30 protein-coding genes are annotated in these 23,629 nt (G+C 41.5%); 16 read left to right on the top strand and 14 right to left on the bottom strand.

All coding sequences use genetic code 11. The features are described 5' to 3' along the window. Window positions 1-33: 33 nt before the first annotated feature. Window positions 34-489 carry a hypothetical protein gene (locus BMZ58_RS06880; protein ID WP_075035815.1) on the bottom strand — a complete coding sequence of 152 codons (456 nt, stop codon included), beginning with the start codon at window positions 487-489 and terminating at the stop codon, window positions 34-36. A gap of 137 nt (window positions 490-626) precedes the next feature. On the opposite strand from BMZ58_RS06880, the gene BMZ58_RS06875 reads away from it, so the two are divergent. Both BMZ58_RS06875 and BMZ58_RS06870 read left to right on the top strand, forming a co-directional pair. Then, on the top strand, window positions 627-800 hold the full coding sequence (locus BMZ58_RS06875) for a YjzD family protein (RefSeq protein ID WP_075035814.1): 174 nt from the start codon (window positions 627-629) through the stop codon (window positions 798-800). A gap of 395 nt (window positions 801-1,195) precedes the next feature. Further along, on the top strand, window positions 1,196-2,005 hold the full coding sequence (locus BMZ58_RS06870; protein WP_075035813.1) for an undecaprenyl-diphosphate phosphatase: 810 nt from the start codon (window positions 1,196-1,198) through the stop codon (window positions 2,003-2,005). A 58-nt stretch (window positions 2,006-2,063) separates the two neighbouring features. Here the strand turns inward: BMZ58_RS06870 and mobB are convergent, their stop codons facing one another. From mobB to BMZ58_RS06855, 3 genes are all read right to left on the bottom strand, one after another. Beyond that, window positions 2,064-2,582 carry a molybdopterin-guanine dinucleotide biosynthesis protein B gene (mobB, locus tag BMZ58_RS06865; protein WP_075035812.1) on the bottom strand — a complete coding sequence of 173 codons (519 nt, stop codon included), beginning with the start codon at window positions 2,580-2,582 and terminating at the stop codon, window positions 2,064-2,066. A gap of 282 nt (window positions 2,583-2,864) precedes the next feature. Next, window positions 2,865-3,149, bottom strand: a complete 285-nt coding sequence (locus BMZ58_RS06860; RefSeq protein ID WP_075035999.1) for a metal-sulfur cluster assembly factor — start codon at window positions 3,147-3,149, stop codon at window positions 2,865-2,867. A gap of 104 nt (window positions 3,150-3,253) precedes the next feature. Further along, on the bottom strand, window positions 3,254-4,018 hold the full coding sequence (locus BMZ58_RS06855) for an alpha/beta fold hydrolase (protein WP_075035811.1): 765 nt from the start codon (window positions 4,016-4,018) through the stop codon (window positions 3,254-3,256). 189 nt (window positions 4,019-4,207) lie between these two features. Here BMZ58_RS06855 and BMZ58_RS06850 point away from each other — a divergent pair, with 189 nt between their 5' ends. The 4 genes from BMZ58_RS06850 (at window position 4,208) to BMZ58_RS06840 (ending at window position 6,410) form a co-directional block, all read left to right on the top strand. Continuing rightward, on the top strand, window positions 4,208-5,026 hold the full coding sequence (locus tag BMZ58_RS06850; protein ID WP_075035810.1) for a Cof-type HAD-IIB family hydrolase: 819 nt from the start codon (window positions 4,208-4,210) through the stop codon (window positions 5,024-5,026). A gap of 95 nt (window positions 5,027-5,121) precedes the next feature. Continuing rightward, on the top strand, window positions 5,122-5,268 hold the full coding sequence (locus BMZ58_RS21025) for a hypothetical protein (RefSeq protein ID WP_167360041.1): 147 nt from the start codon (window positions 5,122-5,124) through the stop codon (window positions 5,266-5,268). A 2-nt stretch (window positions 5,269-5,270) separates the two neighbouring features. After that, window positions 5,271-5,480 (top strand): DUF3813 domain-containing protein, encoded by a 210-nt coding sequence (locus BMZ58_RS06845; protein ID WP_075035809.1) that lies wholly within the window; start codon window positions 5,271-5,273, stop codon window positions 5,478-5,480. 393 nt (window positions 5,481-5,873) lie between these two features. After that, window positions 5,874-6,410, top strand: coding sequence for a DUF6944 family repetitive protein (locus tag BMZ58_RS06840; protein ID WP_075035808.1), 537 nt, complete (start codon window positions 5,874-5,876; stop codon window positions 6,408-6,410). Between the two features lie 55 nt (window positions 6,411-6,465). Here BMZ58_RS06840 and BMZ58_RS06835 read toward each other — a convergent pair whose 3' ends face one another. Both BMZ58_RS06835 and BMZ58_RS06830 read right to left on the bottom strand, forming a co-directional pair. Then, a complete protein-coding gene (locus tag BMZ58_RS06835) occupies window positions 6,466-6,891 on the bottom strand; it encodes a hypothetical protein (RefSeq protein ID WP_075035807.1) in 426 nt (141 codons plus the stop codon). Window positions 6,892-6,911: 20 nt separating this feature from the next. Continuing rightward, window positions 6,912-7,739 (bottom strand): DUF2785 domain-containing protein, encoded by an 828-nt coding sequence (locus BMZ58_RS06830; RefSeq protein ID WP_075035806.1) that lies wholly within the window; start codon window positions 7,737-7,739, stop codon window positions 6,912-6,914. A 133-nt stretch (window positions 7,740-7,872) separates the two neighbouring features. Between BMZ58_RS06830 and BMZ58_RS06825 the strand changes: the two genes are divergently transcribed. After that, window positions 7,873-8,136 carry a NifU N-terminal domain-containing protein gene (locus BMZ58_RS06825; protein ID WP_075035805.1) on the top strand — a complete coding sequence of 88 codons (264 nt, stop codon included), beginning with the start codon at window positions 7,873-7,875 and terminating at the stop codon, window positions 8,134-8,136. A 116-nt stretch (window positions 8,137-8,252) separates the two neighbouring features. Here the strand turns inward: BMZ58_RS06825 and BMZ58_RS06820 are convergent, their stop codons facing one another. Then, window positions 8,253-9,161 carry a BsuPI-related putative proteinase inhibitor gene (locus BMZ58_RS06820; protein ID WP_075035804.1) on the bottom strand — a complete coding sequence of 303 codons (909 nt, stop codon included), beginning with the start codon at window positions 9,159-9,161 and terminating at the stop codon, window positions 8,253-8,255. Window positions 9,162-9,223: 62 nt separating this feature from the next. Next, window positions 9,224-10,069, bottom strand: coding sequence for a YitT family protein (locus BMZ58_RS06815; RefSeq protein WP_075035803.1), 846 nt, complete (start codon window positions 10,067-10,069; stop codon window positions 9,224-9,226). 176 nt (window positions 10,070-10,245) lie between these two features. Here BMZ58_RS06815 and BMZ58_RS06810 point away from each other — a divergent pair, with 176 nt between their 5' ends. Continuing rightward, window positions 10,246-11,106, top strand: a complete 861-nt coding sequence (locus tag BMZ58_RS06810; protein WP_075035802.1) for a DegV family protein — start codon at window positions 10,246-10,248, stop codon at window positions 11,104-11,106. A 207-nt stretch (window positions 11,107-11,313) separates the two neighbouring features. Next, window positions 11,314-12,213 (top strand): DUF4349 domain-containing protein, encoded by a 900-nt coding sequence (locus BMZ58_RS06805; protein WP_075035801.1) that lies wholly within the window; start codon window positions 11,314-11,316, stop codon window positions 12,211-12,213. Window positions 12,214-12,296: 83 nt separating this feature from the next. Here the strand turns inward: BMZ58_RS06805 and BMZ58_RS06800 are convergent, their stop codons facing one another. The 3 genes from BMZ58_RS06800 to BMZ58_RS06790 form a co-directional block, all read right to left on the bottom strand. Then, complete coding sequence (locus BMZ58_RS06800; protein ID WP_075035800.1) at window positions 12,297-13,709, bottom strand: alpha-amylase family glycosyl hydrolase; 1,413 nt, start codon at window positions 13,707-13,709, stop codon at window positions 12,297-12,299. A 727-nt stretch (window positions 13,710-14,436) separates the two neighbouring features. Further along, complete coding sequence (gene asnB / locus BMZ58_RS06795) at window positions 14,437-16,278, bottom strand: asparagine synthase (glutamine-hydrolyzing) (protein ID WP_075035799.1); 1,842 nt, start codon at window positions 16,276-16,278, stop codon at window positions 14,437-14,439. Window positions 16,279-16,798: 520 nt separating this feature from the next. Next, window positions 16,799-17,158 (bottom strand): YisL family protein, encoded by a 360-nt coding sequence (locus BMZ58_RS06790; protein WP_075035798.1) that lies wholly within the window; start codon window positions 17,156-17,158, stop codon window positions 16,799-16,801. A 159-nt stretch (window positions 17,159-17,317) separates the two neighbouring features. Here BMZ58_RS06790 and BMZ58_RS06785 point away from each other — a divergent pair, with 159 nt between their 5' ends. After that, entirely contained in the window at window positions 17,318-18,514 is a 1,197-nt protein-coding gene (locus BMZ58_RS06785; protein WP_075035797.1) for an ornithine--oxo-acid transaminase, read from the top strand. 43 nt (window positions 18,515-18,557) lie between these two features. Here BMZ58_RS06785 and BMZ58_RS06780 read toward each other — a convergent pair whose 3' ends face one another. The 3 genes from BMZ58_RS06780 to BMZ58_RS06770 are packed head-to-tail and all read right to left on the bottom strand — an operon-like array spanning window position 18,558 to window position 21,466. Continuing rightward, window positions 18,558-19,061, bottom strand: a complete 504-nt coding sequence (locus tag BMZ58_RS06780) for a GDYXXLXY domain-containing protein (protein ID WP_075035796.1) — start codon at window positions 19,059-19,061, stop codon at window positions 18,558-18,560. Further along, window positions 19,058-20,257 carry a DUF2157 domain-containing protein gene (locus BMZ58_RS06775; protein ID WP_075035795.1) on the bottom strand — a complete coding sequence of 400 codons (1,200 nt, stop codon included), beginning with the start codon at window positions 20,255-20,257 and terminating at the stop codon, window positions 19,058-19,060. Before BMZ58_RS06775 ends, BMZ58_RS06780 begins: the two co-directional genes overlap by 4 nt. 18 nt (window positions 20,258-20,275) lie before the next feature. Then, window positions 20,276-21,466: a DUF418 domain-containing protein gene (locus BMZ58_RS06770; protein WP_208601405.1), complete on the bottom strand. Its 1,191-nt coding sequence runs from the start codon at window positions 21,464-21,466 to the stop codon at window positions 20,276-20,278. 86 nt (window positions 21,467-21,552) lie between these two features. Here BMZ58_RS06770 and BMZ58_RS06765 point away from each other — a divergent pair, with 86 nt between their 5' ends. From BMZ58_RS06765 to BMZ58_RS06740, 6 genes are all read left to right on the top strand, one after another. Next, the gene (locus BMZ58_RS06765; RefSeq protein ID WP_075035794.1) at window positions 21,553-21,774 is read left to right on the top strand and encodes a spore germination protein; all 222 of its coding nucleotides are present in this window, start codon (window positions 21,553-21,555) and stop codon (window positions 21,772-21,774) included. A gap of 11 nt (window positions 21,775-21,785) precedes the next feature. Next, window positions 21,786-22,013, top strand: a complete 228-nt coding sequence (locus BMZ58_RS06760) for a spore germination protein GerPB (protein ID WP_075035793.1) — start codon at window positions 21,786-21,788, stop codon at window positions 22,011-22,013. Between the two features lie 44 nt (window positions 22,014-22,057). Continuing rightward, window positions 22,058-22,612 carry a spore germination protein GerPC gene (gerPC, locus tag BMZ58_RS06755; protein WP_075035792.1) on the top strand — a complete coding sequence of 185 codons (555 nt, stop codon included), beginning with the start codon at window positions 22,058-22,060 and terminating at the stop codon, window positions 22,610-22,612. Next, window positions 22,609-22,836 (top strand): spore gernimation protein GerPD, encoded by a 228-nt coding sequence (locus tag BMZ58_RS06750; protein WP_075035791.1) that lies wholly within the window; start codon window positions 22,609-22,611, stop codon window positions 22,834-22,836. The genes gerPC and BMZ58_RS06750 overlap by 4 nt, the downstream gene beginning before the upstream one ends. Beyond that, window positions 22,829-23,194 (top strand): spore germination protein GerPE, encoded by a 366-nt coding sequence (locus tag BMZ58_RS06745; RefSeq protein ID WP_075035790.1) that lies wholly within the window; start codon window positions 22,829-22,831, stop codon window positions 23,192-23,194. The genes BMZ58_RS06750 and BMZ58_RS06745 overlap by 8 nt, the downstream gene beginning before the upstream one ends. Window positions 23,195-23,256: 62 nt before the next feature. Continuing rightward, window positions 23,257-23,475 (top strand): spore germination protein, encoded by a 219-nt coding sequence (locus BMZ58_RS06740; protein WP_035510121.1) that lies wholly within the window; start codon window positions 23,257-23,259, stop codon window positions 23,473-23,475. Window positions 23,476-23,629: the final 154 nt, after the last annotated feature.

Here is a 23,629-nt window from a genome sequence, read left to right as displayed (position 1 = left end):
ATAGCTTCTACTCTCTTCTCCATTACCTCTTCCTTATCGTTCCGCTTTTTTTACTACAATGGGATCTTCTTGTAAGAGATCACGATAAAAATCCTCGAAAAAGTCTTCAATATAGATGGCATCATTTATTTCAATCCATTTCATTAATGAATCCCGTCCCTGTAAACCATAGCGATCCAGGTCCATCCATTCCCCGTAGAGTTTCGGCAATTCCAACCATTCTTGTTTTTCCTTAGCTTTTTTGATTAATAAAAAATCTTCTACATACTCCACTGTGATTTCATTTTCCGCTTTTTGTACATAGTTTTCCTTATCGTATTCTTGAAAAAAGTGTTGAAAATTGCTATTACGTCCCACGAACATATATAAGAGGTCACTCTTCTCGTCAATAATCGGGTCAATGCCAATCACTTCCACCCCTTCTTGAAGAAGGCCTCTGGTGATATGATACCCGACCCAATGGAAGCATGGATTGACGGTCACCATCATAGGATAATCCCCCTCTTTTATGACTTCTTACATTTTATTCATTTCATTGTTTAATCATGAAGCGATTTCATATTTCTTTTTCCAAGCGTGTCTGATAATATAAAGATAGATTGTGTTAAAAAATGAGGTGAGTAACAATGCGGATGATTTGGACAATCATTTGGGCTTTTTTACTAAGTTTCATGTCTGCTTATGTAGTCAGTAACATGGCAGGAAGCAGCTTTGCATTCTCGCAAGTAATCATCATGACGATTCTTTTCACCCTCGCCGCTGTGGTACTTGGAGAAGGAATTATCAAAGACGAAGCATAAGCCTATTAAAAAGCATTCTATCTTCGGGTAGCAATGCTTTTTTATTTGGATTCTCTATCACCCATTTTATATATAGGGAGAACTAAGGGTATAACACACGGATAGACAAAACAAGAAATCGTCTTGCAGATAAAAAAGGACTTTCCATTTGCAAGACGATTTCCTTTTGATACGAGTTAGTTACTTAGTACCCGATTCCGGTACCCTATTAGAGAAACTCTTTGACCATTGATTTTCAAACCACCAAAAAATAAAGAAATATTCGTATGGTGTTATAGAATAGGTTGCTTTATAATCGAATAGTGCTTTTAGCAATATCACACAGTTCTAGGACCACCTTAAAAAAATAAAAATAATGGTAAGTATTCGATCACAGGGTCAGGAGGAAGATAGGCATGGAAGAATTATGGATAATTATTAAATATCTATTTTTGGGGATTTTCCAGGGATTCACAGAACCGATTCCGATTTCATCAAGTGGACATCTGGTCATTGCGCAGGAATTATTAGGTTTGAGGTTAAAAGGATTAACCTTTGAGGTTCTAGTCAACTTTGGTTCTCTAGTAGCCGTATTAATTATTTACAGAGAAGATCTTATCCGTCTCATAAAGAACGGGTTTGGCTACATATTTCAGCGGGACTCCAGACAAAAAGATGATTTCGATTTTATCATCTATTTGATTATCGGAACTATCCCTGCTGGTGTATTGGGAATCCTGCTGGGAGATGCTATTGAAGTCTTATCTACGGTACAAACCGTAGGAATTACACTAATCATTACAGGAATAGCCCTTTGGCTCATTCGTAACCTTCGTGGCCGTAAAGGGGACGGGCAATTAACATGGAAAGATGCTGTCATTGTAGGACTAGGACAAGCTGTTGCGTTAATTCCGGGGATCAGCCGGTCCGGAGCTACCATTGTTGCTGCGATGTTCCTTGGTATGAAACAGGAAACTGCTCTGCGCTTTTCATTCTTGTTATTTATCCCTGTGAGTTTAGGGACGATGCTTTTGTCCATTGAGGATGTAATTGTCAATGCGGAGGCCGAGGGCGCATGGTTCGCCTACACACTTGCTTTTGCAGGTTCTGTTGTGGCATCCTACTTTTCCTTGAAATGGTTCATGAATATCATGGCCCGGGGGAACTTGAAATATTTCGCTTTTTACTGCTTTATCGTAGGTGGTCTTGTTGTCCTTTTCTTATAATTTAAAAGACGGACGCTATCTAAGTCCAAAAAAGTCAGCCTTAAAAAGCTGACTTTTTTTATCCTCCACTTTTTGCTAACTTATAAACTTCATGTAAATGTTTTCTCCAATCTTTCAAGGAAATAACAGGGAAAGGGATATCATCAGTCATGCACTCATCCCAACAGATCACCAATTGAATATTCGCCAATTCCTTCAGCAGATGTAACTCTGTGTCCCTTTTTATAATAACCGCTTTTGGGAACTGCTCTTGAGTATATCCCTCAACGACAATTAAATCTGGTGAAAAATGTTGATAAATCGAAACAAGACTTTCCAGTGGAAGGTCGTCTTCATGAGTCAATTCAAGCTGAAAACGTCGGTGGCTATCTACGCCTGTCATAAAAGCCCCCGATTCATGCAAACGGTAGCTATCTGTATCATGGTGGATCACTTTCAAGGGTTCATCATGACTTTGATGTTTGATAGTTGCAACTCTTTCCCCTCGACCTGTTCCATACGCAATCAAGTCGGATAGCAGAGATGTTTTTCCACTGTTCTTAAAGCCAACAACTTGAAAAACCGGCGAAAGGCTCATGTCTCTCCCCTCCTTAAAATAAATTGCAAACAACCCGGGAGGTGTGCCTAGCCCAAGTGAAAATCGTGTGATGGCGGTCGTTACAAATCATAGTGATGATTATACCTCAATCAACTGATGTCAGAGGTTCACCAAAGATCGAGCAACCATTAAAAGCATAAAAACGAGAAACCCGAAGGGGCCGTAATTGGGTCAAATATGAAAATACCCTACTTAAATGAATAAACCCATGTTTATGTAAAAACCCCTACCGTTATTCAAACGGCAGGGGCATACATTCCATCAATCCGGAATACCAAGCGCAATTTTTGCGTAACGGCTCATCCGATCTTTTGTCCAAGGCGGGTTCCAGACAATATTTACAGTTACTTCGTTAAGTTCAGGAAGATCCGCTAAGCAGCGTTTCACGTCCTGTTCAATATGACCCGCAAGTGGGCAACCCATCGCAGTCAATGTCATTGTCACTGTTGTATCGCCATTATCATCTATATCGACGCCGTAAACTAACCCTAAGTTTACGATATCAATGCCGAGTTCAGGGTCAATAACATTTTCAAGGGCACCCATTGCATTTTCTTCAAGTGCAGTTGTACTCACTTTTTTTCCCCCTTCACATTTCTTCACTCTCTATTATAAACAAAATTACATGGAGAATAAAATATTCCTGCTGTTTACAATACTAACTCCAACCAATTAACCATTTCCAGGACGGCGAATCGACTTACTTTATGATCACGTCCGACTTCCCTTAAGAAACGGATATTTTCCGGATTTTTGTACTGCTCAATCGCTTCATTGTAAAAATCATAGGAATGTTCAAAAGGAACAACTGGATCTGCATCACCATGCCAAAAGAAAAGAGGACGACCGTAGAGTTTCTCCATTTGTTTGGAGAGGTCAATTCCTTCAAGAGAACGGTACAGTTCATCAAGCTCTTCTTTTTTGATTGGAAGCACGATTCCTGTCTTCTCCACATCCTGGATAAGTTTTTTCGCAAAGTCGACTGGTTTTGGCGAGCCCATCATCACAGTCGATGCTTGAATCCACGGATACATAGTAAGTGCAGCACTTGTCGTGATTCCACCCATGGAAGTTCCTCCGACACCGATGCGACAATCCTTGACTAAATCCAAGCGATCAAGCTCATCCTTAATATCCTGAAGTTCTTTTAAGTTTTGATACACAATATCCCAAAACTTAAAATTCAATTCTTGTTTAGGCATGTCTTCATCTCGCTCACCGTGATAGATGCTATCCGGTAAAATTACCCTGTAGCCCTTTTGGGCAAGTAAATAGGCTTGAGGGAGATTGTGTTCTTTAGCGGATGTAAACCCGTGAAAATAGATGAAAACAGGCAATGGCTGATCTTGTTTTGTAGAATCCACAACAGTCAATACAGGTACGTTTTTAAATGAATTACGGTATATGCCTATCATTGTTCCTTGTTCCTTTCTGCAAAAACAAAAACTTTACGTTTCGTTTAGATGGTATTCATATCTTCTTTATATAATATTTATCGTAACACTGCCAACATTAATTGGAAAGCGGTAGGTAGACTCTAGGGAAATTCTTTACAATTCACCTACCTACCCGATAAACTATACATACAAATGAGGTGAAGAAAATTGGAACGACATTTAATTGCTTTAGATTTAGACGGTACATTACTTACAGACGGAAAGACAATCAGTAAAAAAACGAAACATACAGTTTTGAGTGCGATGGCGCAAGGGCATATAATTGTCATCGCCACAGGAAGACCTCATCGGGCCAGTATAGATTTTTACCATGAACTCGGACTCGATACACCAATGGTGAACTTTAATGGTGCATTGATCCACCATCCTAAAGACCACCAATGGGATGCCGTTCACTCACCACTAGGAATTCGCACAGCCCATAAAATCATTCATACTTGCCAAGAACTAGGGGTGAAAAACATACTCGCCGAAGTGAAAGATAAAGTATATCTCGATCAATACGATGAGGAAATCATGAGTATTTTCCAAACTGAAAATGATCCAATCACTATCGGACGATTACAATCCAATTTAAAAGATGACCCTACTTCCATTCTGATCCATCCAGAAGAAGAGAAAATCCAACAGTTGCGACAAGAACTTGATGAACATGCATCTTTAATCGATCACCGTAAATGGGGAGCACCGTGGCATGTCATTGAAATTGTTCGTGCTGGAATGAACAAAGCTGTCGGGTTGGATAAAGTCGCCCGGTATTTCCATATCCCACAAGAACGAATTATTGCTTTCGGCGATGAAGATAACGATTTAGAAATGATCGAATATGCAGGTGTCGGCGTTGCAATGGGTAATGCTATAAATGAATTAAAGGATCTTGCCAACCATGTGACAAGGTCCAATGAAGAAAACGGTATAGGTGAATTTCTTGATGATTACCTCAAAATCAATAAGCACGCCATATAAGGTACATTTTTCCTTGCGTAATAAATCCACTCTCCCTCCATACTAAGCTTGAACGTGAAAGCGTTCAGGCTTATTTATGACAGGAGGGTCTTGTCATGGAGCAGCAAAAGAAAACCGATCGTAAAGATAATCGTTGGACCGAGGTTCGAAAATTCGACGAAAGTGAGATGGAGCCCAAACGGCTTACAGAAGCGAATCGTAAAGAAATCGAATCTGACCAGCATACGGTAGGAGGGTTTTAACCATGGAGAAAAACCTTTTTGAAAATGCTCGCGATGCAGTTAACCGTTTCACACAAAGACGTGGAGGCAAACACGATGCAACTTCCCAGCATGATATGGAAGCTGCAAAACAAGCCATTCAATCTGCCTATAGCCAATGTTCACAACAGGAGAAACAACAGCTACAGCAGTTTGAACAAGAAGTAGAATCACATCACAACAATTTGCAATAACACCAAAAGATCAGGCCGGTTATCGGTCTGGTCTTTTTTGTTTCAGTTGAAAATAGGACACTATCCCACTTCTGGTATGCAGTTATATCACCAGAAGTGTATATTGTAAAATTTCACTGATATAAATATGGTAGAAAAAAACTAAATGACAAAAAGGAGTTATATTTTTTAATTATGGGGTATATACTGAGTACCCCCTAATGATTTTCTAAACAGTGAAGCGCCTGATTGAGTGCACGTGCACAATCAGGCGCTTCACTGTTTTATTGCAAATTTTAAGTTATTGAAATGTTTGATAAGGGACCACGGATTGTTTTATTCAAAATACTCTTCATACCAAAAATCACAAATCCCGCTAATTTGAGTAGCATAACTAAAGAGGAGTAATTTACCATGAGCAATGATATTGAAAATCAGATCCTTTTCGGTTATTGGGTGGTTGCGGCTGGGACAATTGCTTCCGCTATTAATGCTTCTTTAGATTTCCGTACAGGTGAAAACGATCAAAGCCTTAATATAATTGGAAATACATTACAAGCGACAGGGAATGGAATCGCTGCTGATAATGCCTCCGCATCTTCCTTTTCAAAGACAGGTAACTTGATTCAGGCAGCCGGGAATTCAACGGTCATCTATAGTTTAATAACGGATTTAGACAGGCAATTTGATCTCAATCTTGTAATAAAAGGGAATTTGCTCCAAGCACTCGGTGGGCTAATTGGTTTTTATGAAACGGTTGGGGACCCACCGTCACTATCAAATGCTTATAAATTAAATGGAGAAACTTTAGAAGTTGTAGGAAATTCCATTCAGGCTGTAGCCGCCGGGAAAGAATTAAAGGGGATGGAAGCGAGTGGATTATCTGCACTAGGAAGTTGGATACAGGCAATCGGGGCAATCATAGTAGCACTTATGCTGACCATATCTTAGCTAATCCCATTAAATGCTGATACATAAAAAGTCGGGAATCATTCCCCGACTTTTTTTAACGAAACCTATCATACGATTTTTTTAATGTTATAGCGTAAAGGACATGCCCCATCAACCAATAGAAGATGGCAACTCCATCCTTGAGTGCTGGCGTTTCTTTAATAGCCAAAATTGTCAAAGGAACATAAGTTATCGCTGCAATACCTGATAATATACTGGCTGATAACCAGCGAGATCTGTTGGTGTTTTTCAGCTGATATGTGAATGCGTAAGCAAATAGAATACCTATGATCCAAGAAATGATCAAATGGAACAACCACTCCATGAAAATTGGCCAATCGATCTCACCTAAGATTGGAATGAAATCTACGTTCATCAGCAATGTGTAAATCCTTTTACCCGTGACTTGCTCGACAAACCACATATAAAGACCAAGCACAAGACCAGATGTCGTTCCGATGAAAAGTCCCCATCGAATCATACGCTTCCTCCGTGTATTAGTTAATAGGCTTCTTGTTTCCTAAGTTCCCTTAACAAATTCTCTAAAACCTGGCGAAGCTCTTTATAATCGCCTTCCAGCATACGAAAATACATCGCTCTCATAAAGTGCTTGCTATTATTAATAATGATATCTTCGTCCGGATTTTGCCAGCCCTCCCGGATATAGAGCAATGTTTCGAGCCACTCCACTCTTTCTTCGTGACTGATTTTGCCAAACATCTTTATAACAGCGGTCACCATCCGCTCTTCTTCATCAAAAAGATAAGGTTGATCGATGAGGAATTGCTCACGGATAACAGGCAACATAGCCAAAATTTCTTCTTTAGTGATCTCATCACAAGCAGCGACACTGTGAATCGCATCCGCAGCATGGGCCATAGCGTGAGCCCAGCCTTTCTCTTTCACATACCCACGGTGATCCTTTTCTTGTTGCATATATTTTTTTAAATGATCCCACACACGATGGATCTCTTCTTCTTTCAGAAAGGGGGATTGTCTGTGCTTATCCATAATCGGCGGAATCAACAGCACGGAAAAGCTCCGTTTAAAGACCGCATCTTCCTCTTTTTTCGAAGTCCCAATCCGATAAAATAAATAGTTCTTGTTCAAAACAGATTGTAAAATATTTTTCAACTGTTCATTCGTATAATGACCACGTTCAATAAATGTGGTAAAAATGGAATGAATCAAATCATCACGTAAAACAGGATGGACAGAACCTATTTTTTGTAGCATCATAGTGGTGAGCTCTTGTAAATTCTGACCTTCAGGCAACGTATAATCATTTTCTTTTATCGGTTGGAGTACGTCAATCAATCTTGATTCCATCGCACACACCTCCTAAAACATGAACTCATTGTATCATAGAAATAGGGCAATCATGTGTAAAAGAGATTGATAGTTTTGAAGGTCAAGATTTTTTGGTAAAATAATTATAGACGTTACAGAGGAGGATACGAATATGGCGATTCAAGTACAAGAAACACCAAACCCTAATGCGCGTAAATTCACAGCAGAATCGATGATTTTCCAAGGCGATGGCAGTGTATCAGTCATGCCTGGGCAAACGAGTGAACATAAAATCATGAATGATTTAATGGAATTGGACGGCGTTGACAATGTCTTCGGTTTTCAAAATTTCATCACAGTCAACAAATTACCTCAAGCTGACTGGGATGAATTGACAGAGAAAGTTACAACTACAATAAAAGAATATGGGTACTGAAAAAGCACAGACTTCTTCTTAAGGCTTTTAAGGAAAAGGCGCTGGAGTTGAAGTCCATTACAACGAAAAATGATTCCCACTAAAAAACCGCCACACACAAGTGTATGGCGGTTTTTTTATTCTTCAGGTTGGAAATTTTCAAGTGGGATATAGTTTACATTTTTAGGACTACCGTCTTTAGCACTTTCCTCGAACAATGTAAGAGTCAACGTACCGAAATTAGGTAGATCTTCTTCTGGAATTTCAATTGTCAATTCAAAAGTCGACCATGAAGGTGCTCCTTCATCCACTTGGAAGGACGTAGGTTCAATTTGGACGTTATGGCCATCCTCCACACTATACATGAAGTTCCCTTCAAAGACACGTGCTTCGCCCTTAATTTCATACTCTCCTTTTTCACCCGTTACGGTAATATCACGGAAGGCTTGACCATCTCCTTCATGCTCAGAGGTAGGTTCTTCCTCAGTCCCTTGATTACCTTCCTGACTTTCCTCTTCTTCAATGGTAAAGGTTTGAGTTACTTGGAAAGGATTCGCCTCAATGGGCTGATCATTGATCGTATTCACAAGAAATGTCATTGTCGCTTCATAATTCCCTGGTTCGTCAATTCCCGTCCAAGATTCTTTCGCTTCAAACACATCTCCTTGACCTAATTCCTCTGTCGTCAATTCTTGTGTAAACATTTTGTCTGCAGAGAACGTGTATACATTCTCTCCTTCTTCATTCGTCACCTGGACTTCATACTTTTGACTGGAATTAAAGCCTAAAATCACTGGATCTTCTCCTGCATTCTCAAGAGAAAAATTGAATGTCGCTGTATCAGCGGTCGTGTCAATGGTGGCATCCATGACTACTTGATCGATTAATGTTTCCATGTCAATCTCTGTTTCCTGATCTTCAGAAGTCTCTTCACTAGTTTGATCCTTCTTCTCCTCCCCGCTCGCTTCGTTTGTTTCTGAATCATTTCCACATGCTGCTAATAAAAGCATCATGCCCCCTAATAAAATGGCAAAATACTTGTTCATCACGCCACTCCTCTTTTTCTATTTATCTAATGAGTCGATATCAACTGGAAAAGGTTACATATTTAATCATCTTTTCGGAAAAAACCGAAGATTCCTGTCGTTTGCACAATATTTGTGAATGCTTGTGGATCGACATCTTGAATAATGTGTTGCAGATCATAGAGTTCGTATCGGGTTATCACCATAACCAACATATTTTTATCTTGTTGGGTAAATGCGCCCCTCGCCGGTAGTGTTGTGATTCCACGCACCATCCGACCGTGGATCGCTTTTTCTAAATCAGCTGCTTTTGAAGTGATGATCATCGCTGTCAACTTCTCATGACGAGTATGGATGGCATCAATGACTCTAGTCGTCACATACAATGTCAACAACGTATACAAAGCGTTTTCTGGCTCATATAAAATCCCGGCAATAGCGATGATTGCACTATTAAGAACAAGGAAATAAATACCAATCGGCCGATCCTTCATCCTGGAAAGAACCATCGCTACGATATCCAAACCTCCTGTGGATGCACCCCACTTCAATGTAATACCTACTCCCAGACCACCGAGCACACCACCGAAAACAGCGTTTAATATGATATCACCGGATAATTGCTGGACAGGGATGAGGGCAAGGAATAAGGTTGTAAACGCAACAGATATCGCACTATAAACCGTAAATCCTCTCCCTACTTTATACCATCCGAGGATGGCGACAGGAATATTAAGTAAGAATAAAAGAATCCCAGTACTTACAGGCAAGCCCACAAAGTCATTAAGTATACTTGTGAGCAACTGGGCAACCCCTGTAAACCCACTAGCATAGACATTTGCTTCAATTAAGAATAAATTCAGTGATATTGCATTCAATACTGCACCGAATAGTACAATCAATATTCGTTTGATTTCTACGGTAAACAAATCCGAACCTCCTTGCTATTTCATCTATTCATTTTTATCACCGCGTGCAAGTAAAATCAAGTTAAAGTTGGTAGAACTTTGTAAAGTTATGTCGAGATATTGCAGGCGGTTTATTTTGACTATCTGGTCGATTGTGCCTAAACTAAAAGTACAATCTAAAAGAGAAGGTGACGCTAATGCATATACAAGTAGTGTGTGATTCGGCAAGTGATCTGAACCATAAGACACGTGAAGAGCTTTCCATTCGTTCCTTGCCTCTCAAAGTAATTACCCAGGAAGCAGAATACGAAGATGGCGAAAATATAACACCAAAAAACGTTTATGACAGAATGCGTGCTGGGGAAGCCCCTAAAACCGCCCAAGTCTCCCCTCAAGCCTTCCGGGATACGTTTACTAGCTACGCAGAAAAAGGTCAACCATTCATTTACTTCGCTTTTTCATCAGAACTTTCCGGCACATATCAGACAGCCAAGATGATTGAACAAGAAGTAAAAGAAGAATATAAAGATGCGCAATTTGATGTCATAGATACGAAAGCTGCTTCTCTCGGCTACGGGCTAGTTGTTTTGAGAGCAGCAGAACTTGCACAAAAAGGAGCGACCTACAAGGAGATCCTAGAAATAGGTCGTTACCACGCACATCATATGGAACACATCTTTACAGTTGATGATTTAGAATACTTACAACGTGGTGGCCGTGTCAGCAAGGCAGCTGCATTCGTTGGTGGGTTACTTAACATCAAACCATTGTTACATATGGAAAATGGACAACTTATCCCACTTGAGAAAATTCGCGGTTCAAAAAAAGTCCTAAAAAGAATGATAGAGGTAATGGATGAAAGAGGATCCAACCTCAAAGACCAACGAATCGCCATCAGTCATGGAGACGATCTGGAACGTGCAGAAAAACTTGCTGAAATGATTCAGAAAGAATTCGGGACTGAACAGATCCATATTGATTTTGTCGGTGCCACTATCGGTGCTCATTCAGGACCCGGGACCATTGCCCTTTTCTTTTTGAATGACACTTATAAATAAACATTCCCAAATAAATGTAACCCTACTCCCGTAATTACGACTAATGGATAAATGTAGAAGAAGGTTAGTAGAGCTTTAATGGTAAATGTCTGCTTAGCTGGACCAGGATTTAAAGCTACTCAGATTTTATTTTGCTAATGCCTATAAATCATAGGATCCTTCCCTTTCTTCTGTCATTAACCAAGTCTTATGATCGGGGGTCTTTTTATGTCCAAAATAAAGGGAAAAATTTTCATTTCCCTCCTTATCCTATTTCTCACAGCATGCAGCTCCAACGAAAATACAGACTCCATCCAGGATGACAACCCGGAAACAACAGAAGAAGCAAGTGATTCTAAATCAACTGCTGAAACATCACAACATGGACTTTCTGAATCACCACAAGCCGATGGAGAGGCGGCAGAAGAAAGTTCTGTTATGGAAGACAGAATGATGATCTATGAAGCACACATTGACCTCGAAACCGAAGATTACGACCAATTTCAAAAAAATCTACAAGAACAAATGAACTCTTTCGAAGCCTATATGGTAGAGACAAACATCAATAAGACAGGCAACGGTACCCGGCAAGGGCACATTCGCATTCGCGTTCCTCAACAAAATTTCCAATCCCTATTGAGCGGTTTCGAAAACATATCCGACAACATAAAATCAAGGAACATCAACAGTCGTGATGTTACAAAAAGCTATGTAGACTTCGAATCACGTTTGAAAGCAAAAGAAGAAATCGAAGCCCGCTTATTAAGTTTTTTAGAAGATGCCAGCGCCACCGAAGACTTAATAAAAATTTCCCAAGACTTAGAACGTGTCCAGGCAGACATAGAATCCATCAAAGGAGAAATGAACTACTTGGAAAATCAAAGTGATTTTTCCACCATTACTCTGTCCATTACAGAAACAAAAGTAGTCATTGATGGTGTAGAACAACAGAATTTAAACACTTGGGAAAAAACAAAGCAAGCATTTTTCAATAGTATTAATGGTATTGTGAGCCTAGTCTCTTGGATTACGATCGTAATTCTCGGCTACTCTCCCTTTCTGATTCCTCTACTAGTAATTGGGCTTTTTATTTGGTGGCAGAAGAAAAAGAAGCAAAAAACTGAATAAGTAAGCTACTTGTATGATAATCAATTCCATATAAAAGAGAAAACCAGGCCCCTTTTTTACACTTGGGCCTGGTTTTTTTCGTTTTAAGATGATTTATCTGCCTTTCGGTTCTTCCAACTGATCAAGATAACAGCGATGACGAATAGTCCGAGCACACCTCCAACAAACCCGATAAACAACCAGTTGTACCCACTGTTAGACTCTACAACGAACACATCCGCAGTCTCCCGCTCCATACCAAGGCGATAGGACCCATCTTTTTGTTGTCGGACTAGTCCATCGTGGAGCAAGCCTCTCAATTGCTGATCATCTTTCATATCTTCAAGTTCCATCGATTGGGTTTCTTCAGCGTTGTTAATAGCAATCACCATCGTATCTCCTTGATAACTGCGCTGAAAAACAGCAAGTCCATCTTGATTATAGAGTTCCTTGTAATCACCTCTAGTCAACGCCGGAAACTGCTCTCTCATAGAAGTCAATTTTTCTATTCTTTTTTTTATTTCTTCATCGCCTGCTTTGAAATTCATCATCGGCAAATTTTGAGAATTCCCTCCATCATCTAAAGGAGTTTCCGTTCCATAATACAATTGGGGAATGCCAGGTGATGTAAACAGGTATGTCAATGCAAGACGCCACCTTGTAACAGGGTTTTGTCCCTCCTCAACAGCAAGGTGAGTGAATCTGGAGACATCATAAAAATCAAGTTGATGTACTTTTTGGTCCTTTTCTTCCACGACGAGGTCACCTAGAGAATGTCCCGCCTGTCGGAAAGCCTCTCTTGCTTCATTACGGAACGGCTTTTCTTTATCTATGTAATCGATATCCAGGACTCTGTTGCCTGTCGAACTCCACTCCTGATCCACTTCCCCACTTGAAATGAGACGGAAACCATCGACCCCAGTCTCATTCTGCCAATAATCCATCGTTTCCTTGAAAAATTGTTGGACATCACTATTGGAAGTATTTATTTCTGGTAAGCCTTCAAACCATGGATGATTACTCGCGATATTATCTCCAGTAAACCAATCATCTTTAGATTCATCCTCCATCCATGGATGATTTTTCCCGACAAAACCAATAGGAAGATCGAAAATGACTTTCATTTCACGTGCATGCGCTTCGTCTACGACGTTCTTCAGATTCTCAAGCGAACCGAAAGACGCTTCGACTTCACGATATTCGTTTACTTGGAAACCATGATAAGCACTTTCTTCATTTTCCATTACGGGAGAAAGCTGTATCGTCGTAAAACCCATTTCTTTTATGTAGTCCAACTGAGACACTATCCCCGCTAAATCCCCACCATGATAAGCGGATGGGTTGTCTAAATCTGTCCCCGTATTATTGTCCATATTCCCATTCATGAAGCGATCGATAACTATATAATAGATGCTCTCATCCTGCCATTGTCGCTCTTCTCTCTCTGCCGCTTCCGTGGAGAGGCTAACAGTAAGAATGAATGGAATGACAAGAAACAACATAGCAACTTTTCTCATCTTCCGTCCTCCTCGTTGATTATCACTCATTCTAGAGTATCCTTTTCGAGTCTCTGCCGTCAATTACTCCTCCATTTCTCCACCAAATCGACACAATCCACTATCCCCCTTCCCACAAAAGCTCCCCATTCTTGAAGACTCAGTTTCGAGATGTTTCCGGGGGTCGTTGCCTTGTTGGGCGTCAGGGGTGATTGGGAAGCTACTCGCTTTCCTGTGGGGGAGCGCCGAGCTTCCTCGGACTGCGTCCTGCGGGATCTCGCCTATCTCCTTCTCCCACGGGAGTCTCCCAGCTTCCCCACCACCCCATCCAATGGAGATGAGAAACGAACCCCTCTACCAAGATGGGACGTCTTCCCCTCACTCATAATAAATATAAAGCGCTCTATTTCAAACTGTGACGCTTGTAAAGACCATTGGGGCGATTTATATTATCCCCTCGGCTTGAGCATACAAGCCGAGTTCCCCAGAAGTGGTTTCGAGACACTGATATGGCAAAGGGGCGGAGGGGAATGGCGAGACGCCTGCGGGAAGAGAGTGCTTGGTGAGACCCCGCAAGGCTTGAGGAGACTCACCGCCCGCCCCACGGAAAGCGAGCCGTTTCCTGGAGCCCCTAGAGCCCCACAATATCTCGAAACCGAGTCTTCAAGAATACTGCCAGTTAGTGGAACAAGAAAGGAGCATGGATGGTATGGTAGCCATCCATGCTCCTTTGTGAGGGTGCATATTACTATAACTTCACTTTATAATGGCGCAGCCAATGGTCCACTTGGCAAAGATGCGCAATTAATTGAGGACCTGTCATCAATTGACCGAACCAAGGAGTATCAATTGACTTACCTTCAGAATCGTTGAGCTTACGGACTTGTTCGCGATCGAAAATATCAAACAAAGGGGAATTTGGATCTGATAATACCTCTTCCATCCACGTATGAACAGCTTTCGTATAATCGGGATGGAACGTCTTTGGATAGGGGTTCTTTTTCCTGAATAACACTTTATCAGGTAAAATACCTCTGAGAGCTTGACGTAATAATCCTTTCTCCTGATTGTCATGGAATTTCATGCTCCATGGAACGTTCCATACATATTCGACTAGACGATGATCACTGAACGGAACACGCACTTCAAGACTTGCCCCCATACTCATTCTGTCTTTTCGCTCAAGCAACGTTTGCATGAACCAATTCATATTCAAATAAGACATTTGTCTGTGTTTCTTACTATCCTCACCTTCCCCCTTAAGAAGAGGTGTTTCATCCATTGTCTCCTGATATCGTTTCAACATATACCGTTCGATATCAATATCGCCTTTTAAATCATTCCGCACGAGGGTAATCCGTTCATTGAGCGAACGAATCCACGGAAAACCTTTACGATCTTTATCTTCCTGCCGGTAAAACCATGGGTACCCTCCGAAGATTTCATCAGCACATTCTCCTGACAAGGCGACAGTCACATGATTTTTAATTTCTTCACAAAACCACAATAAAGAGGAATCGACATCAGCCATCCCTGGCAAATCGCGCAATTCGACTGCACGTTTAAGCCGACTGACGAGGTCTTCAGTTTTCGCTTCCATGACTGAATGCTTTGTATTGTTTTGTTTACTTACAAGGTTAATGAACGCCTCATCACGGTCTGGCTGAAAGGCATTTTTTTTGAAAAACTTCTCCTGGTCTTTATAATCTATGGAGAATGTTTGCAACGCTCCCAGCTTATCCTGCTTATACTTTACCGCAGCGACGGCTGTAATTGCACTAGAATCCACCCCACCGGACAAAAATGTCCCTAGCTTAACATCAGAAACAAGCTGTCTTTGAGAAGCGTCCATGAACAATTCACGGACACGAGCGACCGTTTCATCAAAGGAATGTTCATGTGGTGCACTTACAACATTCCAGTATCTATCCATCGTGAGTTTTCCATTCTCAAAAATAGCACAATGACCTGGACGTATTTCATTAATCTCCTGAAAAATCCCCTCCCCGGGTGTACGGGACGGACCAAGTGAGAGAATTTCATGCAGCCCCTCATTGTCCACAGCAGCCGTTACGTCAGGGTGGGCAAGGATGGCTTTCATTTCAGATGCGAACATAACGCCATTGCTGCGATCGCTATAAAATAGTGGTTTCACTCCCAGACGGTCACGTGCTAAAAACAACCGCTCTCGATGTTTTTCCCAAACACTGAAAGCGAAAATACCGTTCAGAAAATCAACACAATTCTTCCCCCATTCCATATAGCTGACAAGCACCACTTCGGTATCAGAATGGGATTGGAATGTCCAGCCCTTCGCTTTTAACTGGTTTCTGACTTCGTCTGTATTATAAAGCTCGCCATTGTAGCATAAAACATACTCTTCCCCTCGTTTCTTGCGGATCATTGGTTGTTTCCCACCTGCTGGATCCACTACGATCAGGCGTTGATGACCGAAAGCAGCAGGTCCATCGATCCATTTCTGATAATCATCCGGGCCCCGGTGCTGCAACGTACTTGCCATCTGATCTAATATGGAAGATTTTTCATTAGTTTTATGTGTTGCATCAATCCATCCGACAATACCACACATCTAATCTCACCATCCTTTTCATAACAAAGATGCGCAAGCCGGCATGCCAAGCGCTAGAGAGTTTCTTCTTTAACAAACATCATAACTCACTATATGACCGACACGATTTCCTTATGAAAAAGCTCATTTACTTTCCTCCCCATTTACCTCACAAATGCTCCCCAGCGCTCGCTATTCTTGAAGACTTAGTTTCGAGACTTTGGTGTGGTGCGAGGGGGCTTGGAAGCTACTCGCTTTCCTGCAGCCCCTAAAGCACTTTCAATTTCTCGAAATCGAGTCTTCCACTATCCTGCAAATTAGGTGAATAAGATGTTATTGGAGGGTCTCTTTATCTTAAAATTGATTTTTATAGAAAATAAGAATAAGAGGTTGACATATAGAATGAGAATCATTATCATTGTAATTGATAATAGTTATCACCGTTATCCCCCAAGTAACGGACGAACATCAGACACAGAAACACAGCCCCCCCCTTTTAAACATAAAACGCTGCATGCGATCGTCGCATGCAGCGTTACTTTTATGCAGGTAGAACTCCTGCACCTAAAAACCCGAACCCAAGAACGATGGCAATAATCGCAGCGATGAAAAGCTGAGCCCACCATATTCCTGCAGGTTTTTTCTTCTTATATTTCACTGTCACCATTTCCATAGCAGCAACCGTCCATAAACCGACGAGCAGTTTGATGATCACAAGAACGCTATATACCGAGTAACTTGCAAACAAAGAGCCTCCGGAATAAAGAATGAGCAAATAAAAGAGACGGAGAATCATGTGAGAGATCTTTGCCACTTTCTCATTGCCATTACGGGTGAATGTTGTTACAAGCCCAACAAGCACAAAAGCAATAACCCAGGAAGTGATATGTAAGTGCGCCATAAGTTGGTCCTCCTTTTTCAAAAGAATCTACCGATATGATACCATGACTAATCCCTCGATTCCTATTAATATCTCATAAAGACGCTTTTTCAATTGTGAGAAAATATAAATGAAACCTGTTATAATGGTTTAAGACTGAAATGAAATTGGAGGGATTGCATGTCTGTAATCAGCAGTCAGAACATTATCGACCAAACTCAAGAATATGGGGCAAAAAATTATCACCCGCTGCCGATCGTTATCGCAAAAGCTGACGGTGTTTGGGTGGAAGATCCCGAGGGAAATCGTTATATGGATATGTTAAGCGCTTACTCTGCGGTTAACCAGGGCCACCGCCATCCGAAAATCATCCAGGCATTGACGGACCAGGCAAACCGAGTGACTTTGACATCCCGCGCATTCCATAACGACCAACTTGGTCCATGGTACGAGAAGATCTGTAAGCTTACAAATAAAGAGATGGCCCTTCCTATGAACACTGGTGCAGAGGCGGTTGAGACTGCCATCAAGGCTGCACGACGCTGGGCCTATGACGTTAAAAAAGTCAAAGAAGATCAAGCAGAAATCATTGCTTGTACTGGAAACTTCCATGGCCGCACAATGAGCGCAGTCTCTCTTTCTTCTGAACAGGAATATAAGCGCGGCTTCGGTCCAATGCTCCCTGGAATAAAATTAGTCCCCTACGGTGATCTCGATGCGCTGAAAGAAGCGATCACGGAAAATACGGCCGGATTCCTTCTTGAGCCTATTCAAGGGGAAGCTGGAATCGTTATGCCACCAGAAGGGTTCCTGAAAGAAGCTTATGAAGTTTGTAAAAAAGAAAACGTTTTGTTTATTGCCGATGAAATTCAGGCTGGTCTCGGACGCACTGGTAAAATGTTCGCTTGTGACTGGGAAGGAGTAAGCCCGGATATGCTTATCCTGGGTAAAGCTCTTGGCGGCGGCGTATTTCCTATTTCTTGTGTAGTTGCCAACAGAGAAGTTCTCGGAGTCTTCAATCCGGGGTCTCATGGTTCTACATTCGGAGGTAATCCGCTTGCATGTGCTGTTTCCGTCGCCTCTCTTGATGTCATTGAAGAGGAAAAATTAGCTGATCGTTCTCTTGAGCTTGGAAATTACATGATGCAGGAGCTCAAATCTATCAACAATCCGAAAATTAAAGAAGTACGCGGAAAAGGACTTTTTATTGGTGTGGAGATGACAGAACCTGCGCGTAAATATTGCGAGCAATTGAAAGAAAAAGGACTGTTATGTAAAGAAACCCATGAGAACGTCATTCGATTTGCCCCTCCTCTCGTTATTAAGCAGGAGGACCTCGATTGGGCAATTGATCAAATCAAAAAAGTATTAAGCTAACACACGAAGGGCAGCCCTCATTTCCATGAGAGCTGCCTTTTAGTCATTCCAGGGAAGCAATTTTCTTTTGTTTCCATGGTGCAAGTACGATATCTACACTCCTTTCTTCCCTTTGTTCCCAAAATGTGCCGGTATTTTCCTCTATAAAATATCTGCTAAGACCAATATCAACTTGATACATTTTTGAAGAAGGATCGTACCATTGATATTTCGATGTCAATACCACTTGATTCGCTTCTGTTTCCGGCCATAAAGTGGATGCTCTCACAAGGGAGTGGATCCCTTCTTCATCTTCTTCTAACAAAAGAAAAACCTTTTCCCCACGGTCAAGAGACGTCTCCATCTCCCATTGATCTTCAGGAATTTGTTCGATTTCATAATTAAGTGTCACATAGTCCCCATAAAAAGGGTCACGAGGATCGACCGGAGTGGTTTTAAGGGTGATCGTTTCGCCCCATATGTCCATCAAATAATAGGAAGCCGACATAAGGAGAAGAAATGAAATTTGCATTGTGACAAGGCCGTAAAACCAATAGCGTCGTTTCATTTCTCATCGCCCCCTTTATGGATGGTACGGCGTTTTTTCTCAAGGATATAGCTTAGCCCGAACAAAAGGACACCACCAATGAAGAAGAAGACCGAACGCCCCATAAAATCCCAAGCAAGCTGGAAATATGCAATGAACGTTGTTAAAAGAAAAGCGACAGTCCCTTTATTGACCCATCTGGGTACTTCTTGCTGATACCCGGACACAAGCCAAAGTAATGCATACACGAACAGAAGAAACAAAGAGAGGACATCACCGAATTCAAACCGGAAAACGGGGACGAACAATAACAAATCTATCCAATAGTAATTGGTGGAACTCATAGCCGAGCGCACGACGGAGAAAACAAACAGGATAGCCCAGGCAAGAAAGAAATACAATGATGATTCTGTCAGTTCTCCCACATAGTCATTACCTAAGAAAAATATTTGTAAGGTTAACATGATGAACATAGAAAAAATGCTTAAAGTCTTAAATACTCGTAGACTTCCTTTTTCCAATAAGAAATCCTCTATGACATACAAAAGTAAAAAAGATACAATGAGCCAGTAATAAGGATAACCTTCGCTAAAGACAAGGATAACTGCCTGCAGCACATAACCGATTCCGAATGCGATGAACAGAGGCATCAAGCGCGCCTTCAATACAATCCATCCGAGGCCAGTCACAAACAAAAGCCCAAGCCAGATGTGATAATTTTGATAGACAATCCCGCTGTAAAGTTGACCGATGGTTATGATGACTAGTGTTACATAAAAAAACGAGGAATCTTTAAAGATTATAAAAAGCCCAAAACCTACTAAGGACCATAAGAAAAATGGAAAGGCACTGAATGACGTATAGTGATACATTTGACCGACTAGGAAAATACTCGCCCCAAAGATGAGGAGAGCAATTAGGAGCAAACTAACCCCTACACGTTTGGACCGCTTACGATACACCCACTCCCCTGTGAAGTAAAAGGCAGTCAGGAAGAAAATCAGAACACCCATGCGACCGATGTCAGTCAAATAGGACCAATTCGACGCAATGAATGTTAAAAAACCTAATCCGATGAAAATAGCTGCAAAGGTAAATAACAGTGGCTTACTTTGTTTTTTCGGGTAACGTCCGATCAGTTGTTCCCGCTGTGCTTCCGTAATGATCGCTTCTTCTACCCATCTTTTGCTTTCTTTAATGAGATGATCACGATTCAAGGCTTCTGCCCCCTTTGATTATGAAACAGCTTTATTCTTTCTTTTCAGAGGCTGTCTCTTACCATATGTCAGCGTCCGCCATAACCATTCCAACGGACCGAAACGATACTTTTTCAACCAGGCCTTGCTTATTACTATTTGAAGTGTATAAAAGATAATCACAAGAAAAACACTGCCTATCGGGGGAACTTCACCATAAAGGCCTAAACCTACCGAATAAAAAAGCCAAAAGCTGATGATGGATTGCAGGATATAATTGGAAAGCGACATCCTCCCCACCCATGTTAAAGGATGAATGATTCGGGCACCAATTTTGGTTCGGAATAATAGAGTAATAGATAAAACATAAAAAATGGCGGAAGCTGAACCACCGATGCTATCTTGAGCCAGTTGAAACCATTCCGGACTTCCGAATAAATGGGGACCTGCTTTAAACAAAAGAAACAACAGACCTGTCAGAATCCATATTTTCTTCAATGCCATCTGATACTTTTCCGGATAATGCAACAAGCGTTTACGGCAAAAATACATGCCGAATAAAAACATTGGAAGTAAGCTTAACGCAAGAAAAGGAAGGTTCATCCATTGATTGGCATAAATCCAGTCATCTAAATTTTGTGACCAGATATCCATGAGCGATCCATTGCCATAATTCGTCCGTGCTGCTTCTATTGCCGGACGATTCACTATCCCTTGTATTTGATCTCGAACCAGAAACATAGCAAGCGTTAAAGGTAAAACACCGAAAGCGAGCAAGCTGTATGCCCACCATAATAAATTCTTTGATGAAACATGGAAAAAGGCCAGTAACACGAACCCAAGCACTCCATAAGATAAAAGGATATCCCCATGCCAGATGAGGAAAGCATGAATCATTCCAAAGCCTGTAAGCACAACAAGCCTCCTGAAAATAATCGACCTTGCCGGAATTCCCTTTTCATCTAACCGGTCCTTCATCATCTGGATGCCGAAACCGAACATGAACGAAAATAATGTATAGAAACTGGCTTGAAAGAAAATATCGATTATCGCTTGCACTGTATGACTGAGCGGAGTTGACCAATATTCTGCCGCCCCTCCATATAAGAAGTATGGAGCATTGAAGGCAGGGACGTTGACCATGAAGATTCCTAAAATAGCGAATCCTCTGGCAGCGTCTATCCAGTCGAGACGCTCGGATTCACGCAAAGGCGAAGCTGTCATTTTCATATGTATTCCCCCTATGATAGTTATTTTACTTTTATTACGTCATTTAGACAAACAAGTTTCATAACATATAGAAAGGAGTTTTTGTTATGCCAGCAAAAGTGGGAGCCGTTAAAGTCATCTCTCTTTCGTCTTCGAGTATTTTCAATATTGGTGACGTTTACAATATGGCTCCACAAGCGACTGCGAAAACCTTTGCTGGAGGCGGCTCGTTCAACACGGGTGATGGCATACGAATCAGACTGAACCGTGCAGATACGTTCGTCAATGACTCAGAAGTGATCGATCAGCCGATTGTTAATAATGCTTAGGGGGTATTCCTATGAATCTTACAGTACACCAGTCGATTTACATCCATTTCCTGCGCATCGGTACGGTAGCTAATTCCTCCATCGTCCAAATCGGCAGTTCAGGGGTAATCCAGGCAAAAGCAGATTTATTCAATACAGGTGGTTATACGCAGCCTGCTCCTGAAGCTCTACCTCAAGAGGGAGAGGTCCTCATTCCTGAAGCTGGGGGCGGTACGCTTGTTCCACTTTCTATAACATAGACACGCCCTATCTCTCATACTAATAGATGAGGGGGTGAGCGCACTTGAATCATTATCATTCTTGGCAATCGTGGATTCAGCAAATGATGCAGCAAATGGACCAGCAACAAAAAATGATCAATCAATTGCAAAAGAAAATCGACCAACTACAATCCGTGGAACATCCACCAAAAACGGTCATTGAAAAAATTGAATACCACTTTGATCAACTAAAAATCGAGACGCTCGAAGGCACCCTGCAAATCGGGCTAACCCCGACCGGATCAGACTTATCCGATATCGGGGACCTTTATAACAATCAAAATAAACAATTACCTCAGACAGATGATCAGGCTCTTCATTTCCTGCAACAATACATGACTTCTGATATCCCAGGGTGGATGAATCAATATACACGTGATCATGACATACAAGTAAGTGAGGAACATAAAGAGCGAATGATCACAGATATTCGCAAGCAATTGCCTCAGCGTGTGGAATATTACCGCAATCAAAACCCAGAGGCGCCTCCGGAGTCACTCTTCCATCAAATTCAAACAGAGATTCAACACTCCATAGCGCAATACTTTGAAACTTTTGAAGGAGATGATGTGGAATGAACCATATCGTTCATAACTATGGCCTGCATGTCGGAAATATCCGCGTGACGGGCGTTTCAGGTTCTTCCTTGTTTTTGATTGGAGACAATAAGACCGTTCGGCTGCAGTCTTTTTTTGACACCCCTCCTGAATCTTTGATTATTCGCACCCAGGACCAGAATGTAGAAGAAGCTAATGTGGATATGGAGCAAAATGAAGTAATAGGGAATGCCCAGGATGATTAAACGGATGGTCTATGTAGATGAAATCGAGACCCAATCCTTAGCCATCGGCTCCGTTATGGAAATTGGTGATGTTTTTCGGGCAGCCCCCTACTCCAGAATATTAGCCGTCCAAAAAGAAGGGGGCGTTAAATCTGATGTTTACCGGTTTAGGGACTACTCTATTTTTTCTTTAGAAAGCAGCCCTCCCCTTGAACCTGTACAAATACAAACGTTTTCCTATCACCACCGGCCAATCCAGGTTGATAATGTCCGTATCCTTGGTGTGTCGACCGCAGGTGTTTTCCAAGTCGGAGGAATAGAACACATCGATGCTCTCAACTATACAAAGCACTTCCGTGATTTGGCGGATGAACAATGAACACCTTTTACGCATAGGTTGTAATTATAATACCTGAATCGCACCAAAAGGAGGCGATTGCGATGCCGGCTATTGTCGGTCCCATAAGTATCAACAGTGTAGGTGGTGGTGTAGTCAACTTCGGAGATTCCTTTTACCTATCACCTAAGTCCACTTCAAAAACCAATGCCGGATCTGGAGCTTTGAACACAGGAAACTGGATTATCACGAACAACGGACTCAGTTCTACCAACCCATTCGATCCGGATGTTGCCGATCAAAATATCACAGCAAATGCATAATGAATGGAAGAGCCATTTTGAAATTTATTCCATCCTTATAATAAGAGGTCTTTCCGCTTTGTATCGTTCCAACTAAATAACATCCAACGATGAGGCTGGGATAGGCCTTGAGCACGACCCGAAGATTACTGTCGAGCTTTCCATATGAGAATGA

Source organism: Halobacillus dabanensis, assembly GCF_900114165.1.
GTDB lineage: Bacteria > Bacillota > Bacilli > Bacillales > Halobacillaceae > Halobacillus > Halobacillus dabanensis.
The sequence above is the reverse complement of the archived record's forward strand: the minus strand, read 5'-3'. Positions and strand labels throughout refer to the sequence as shown.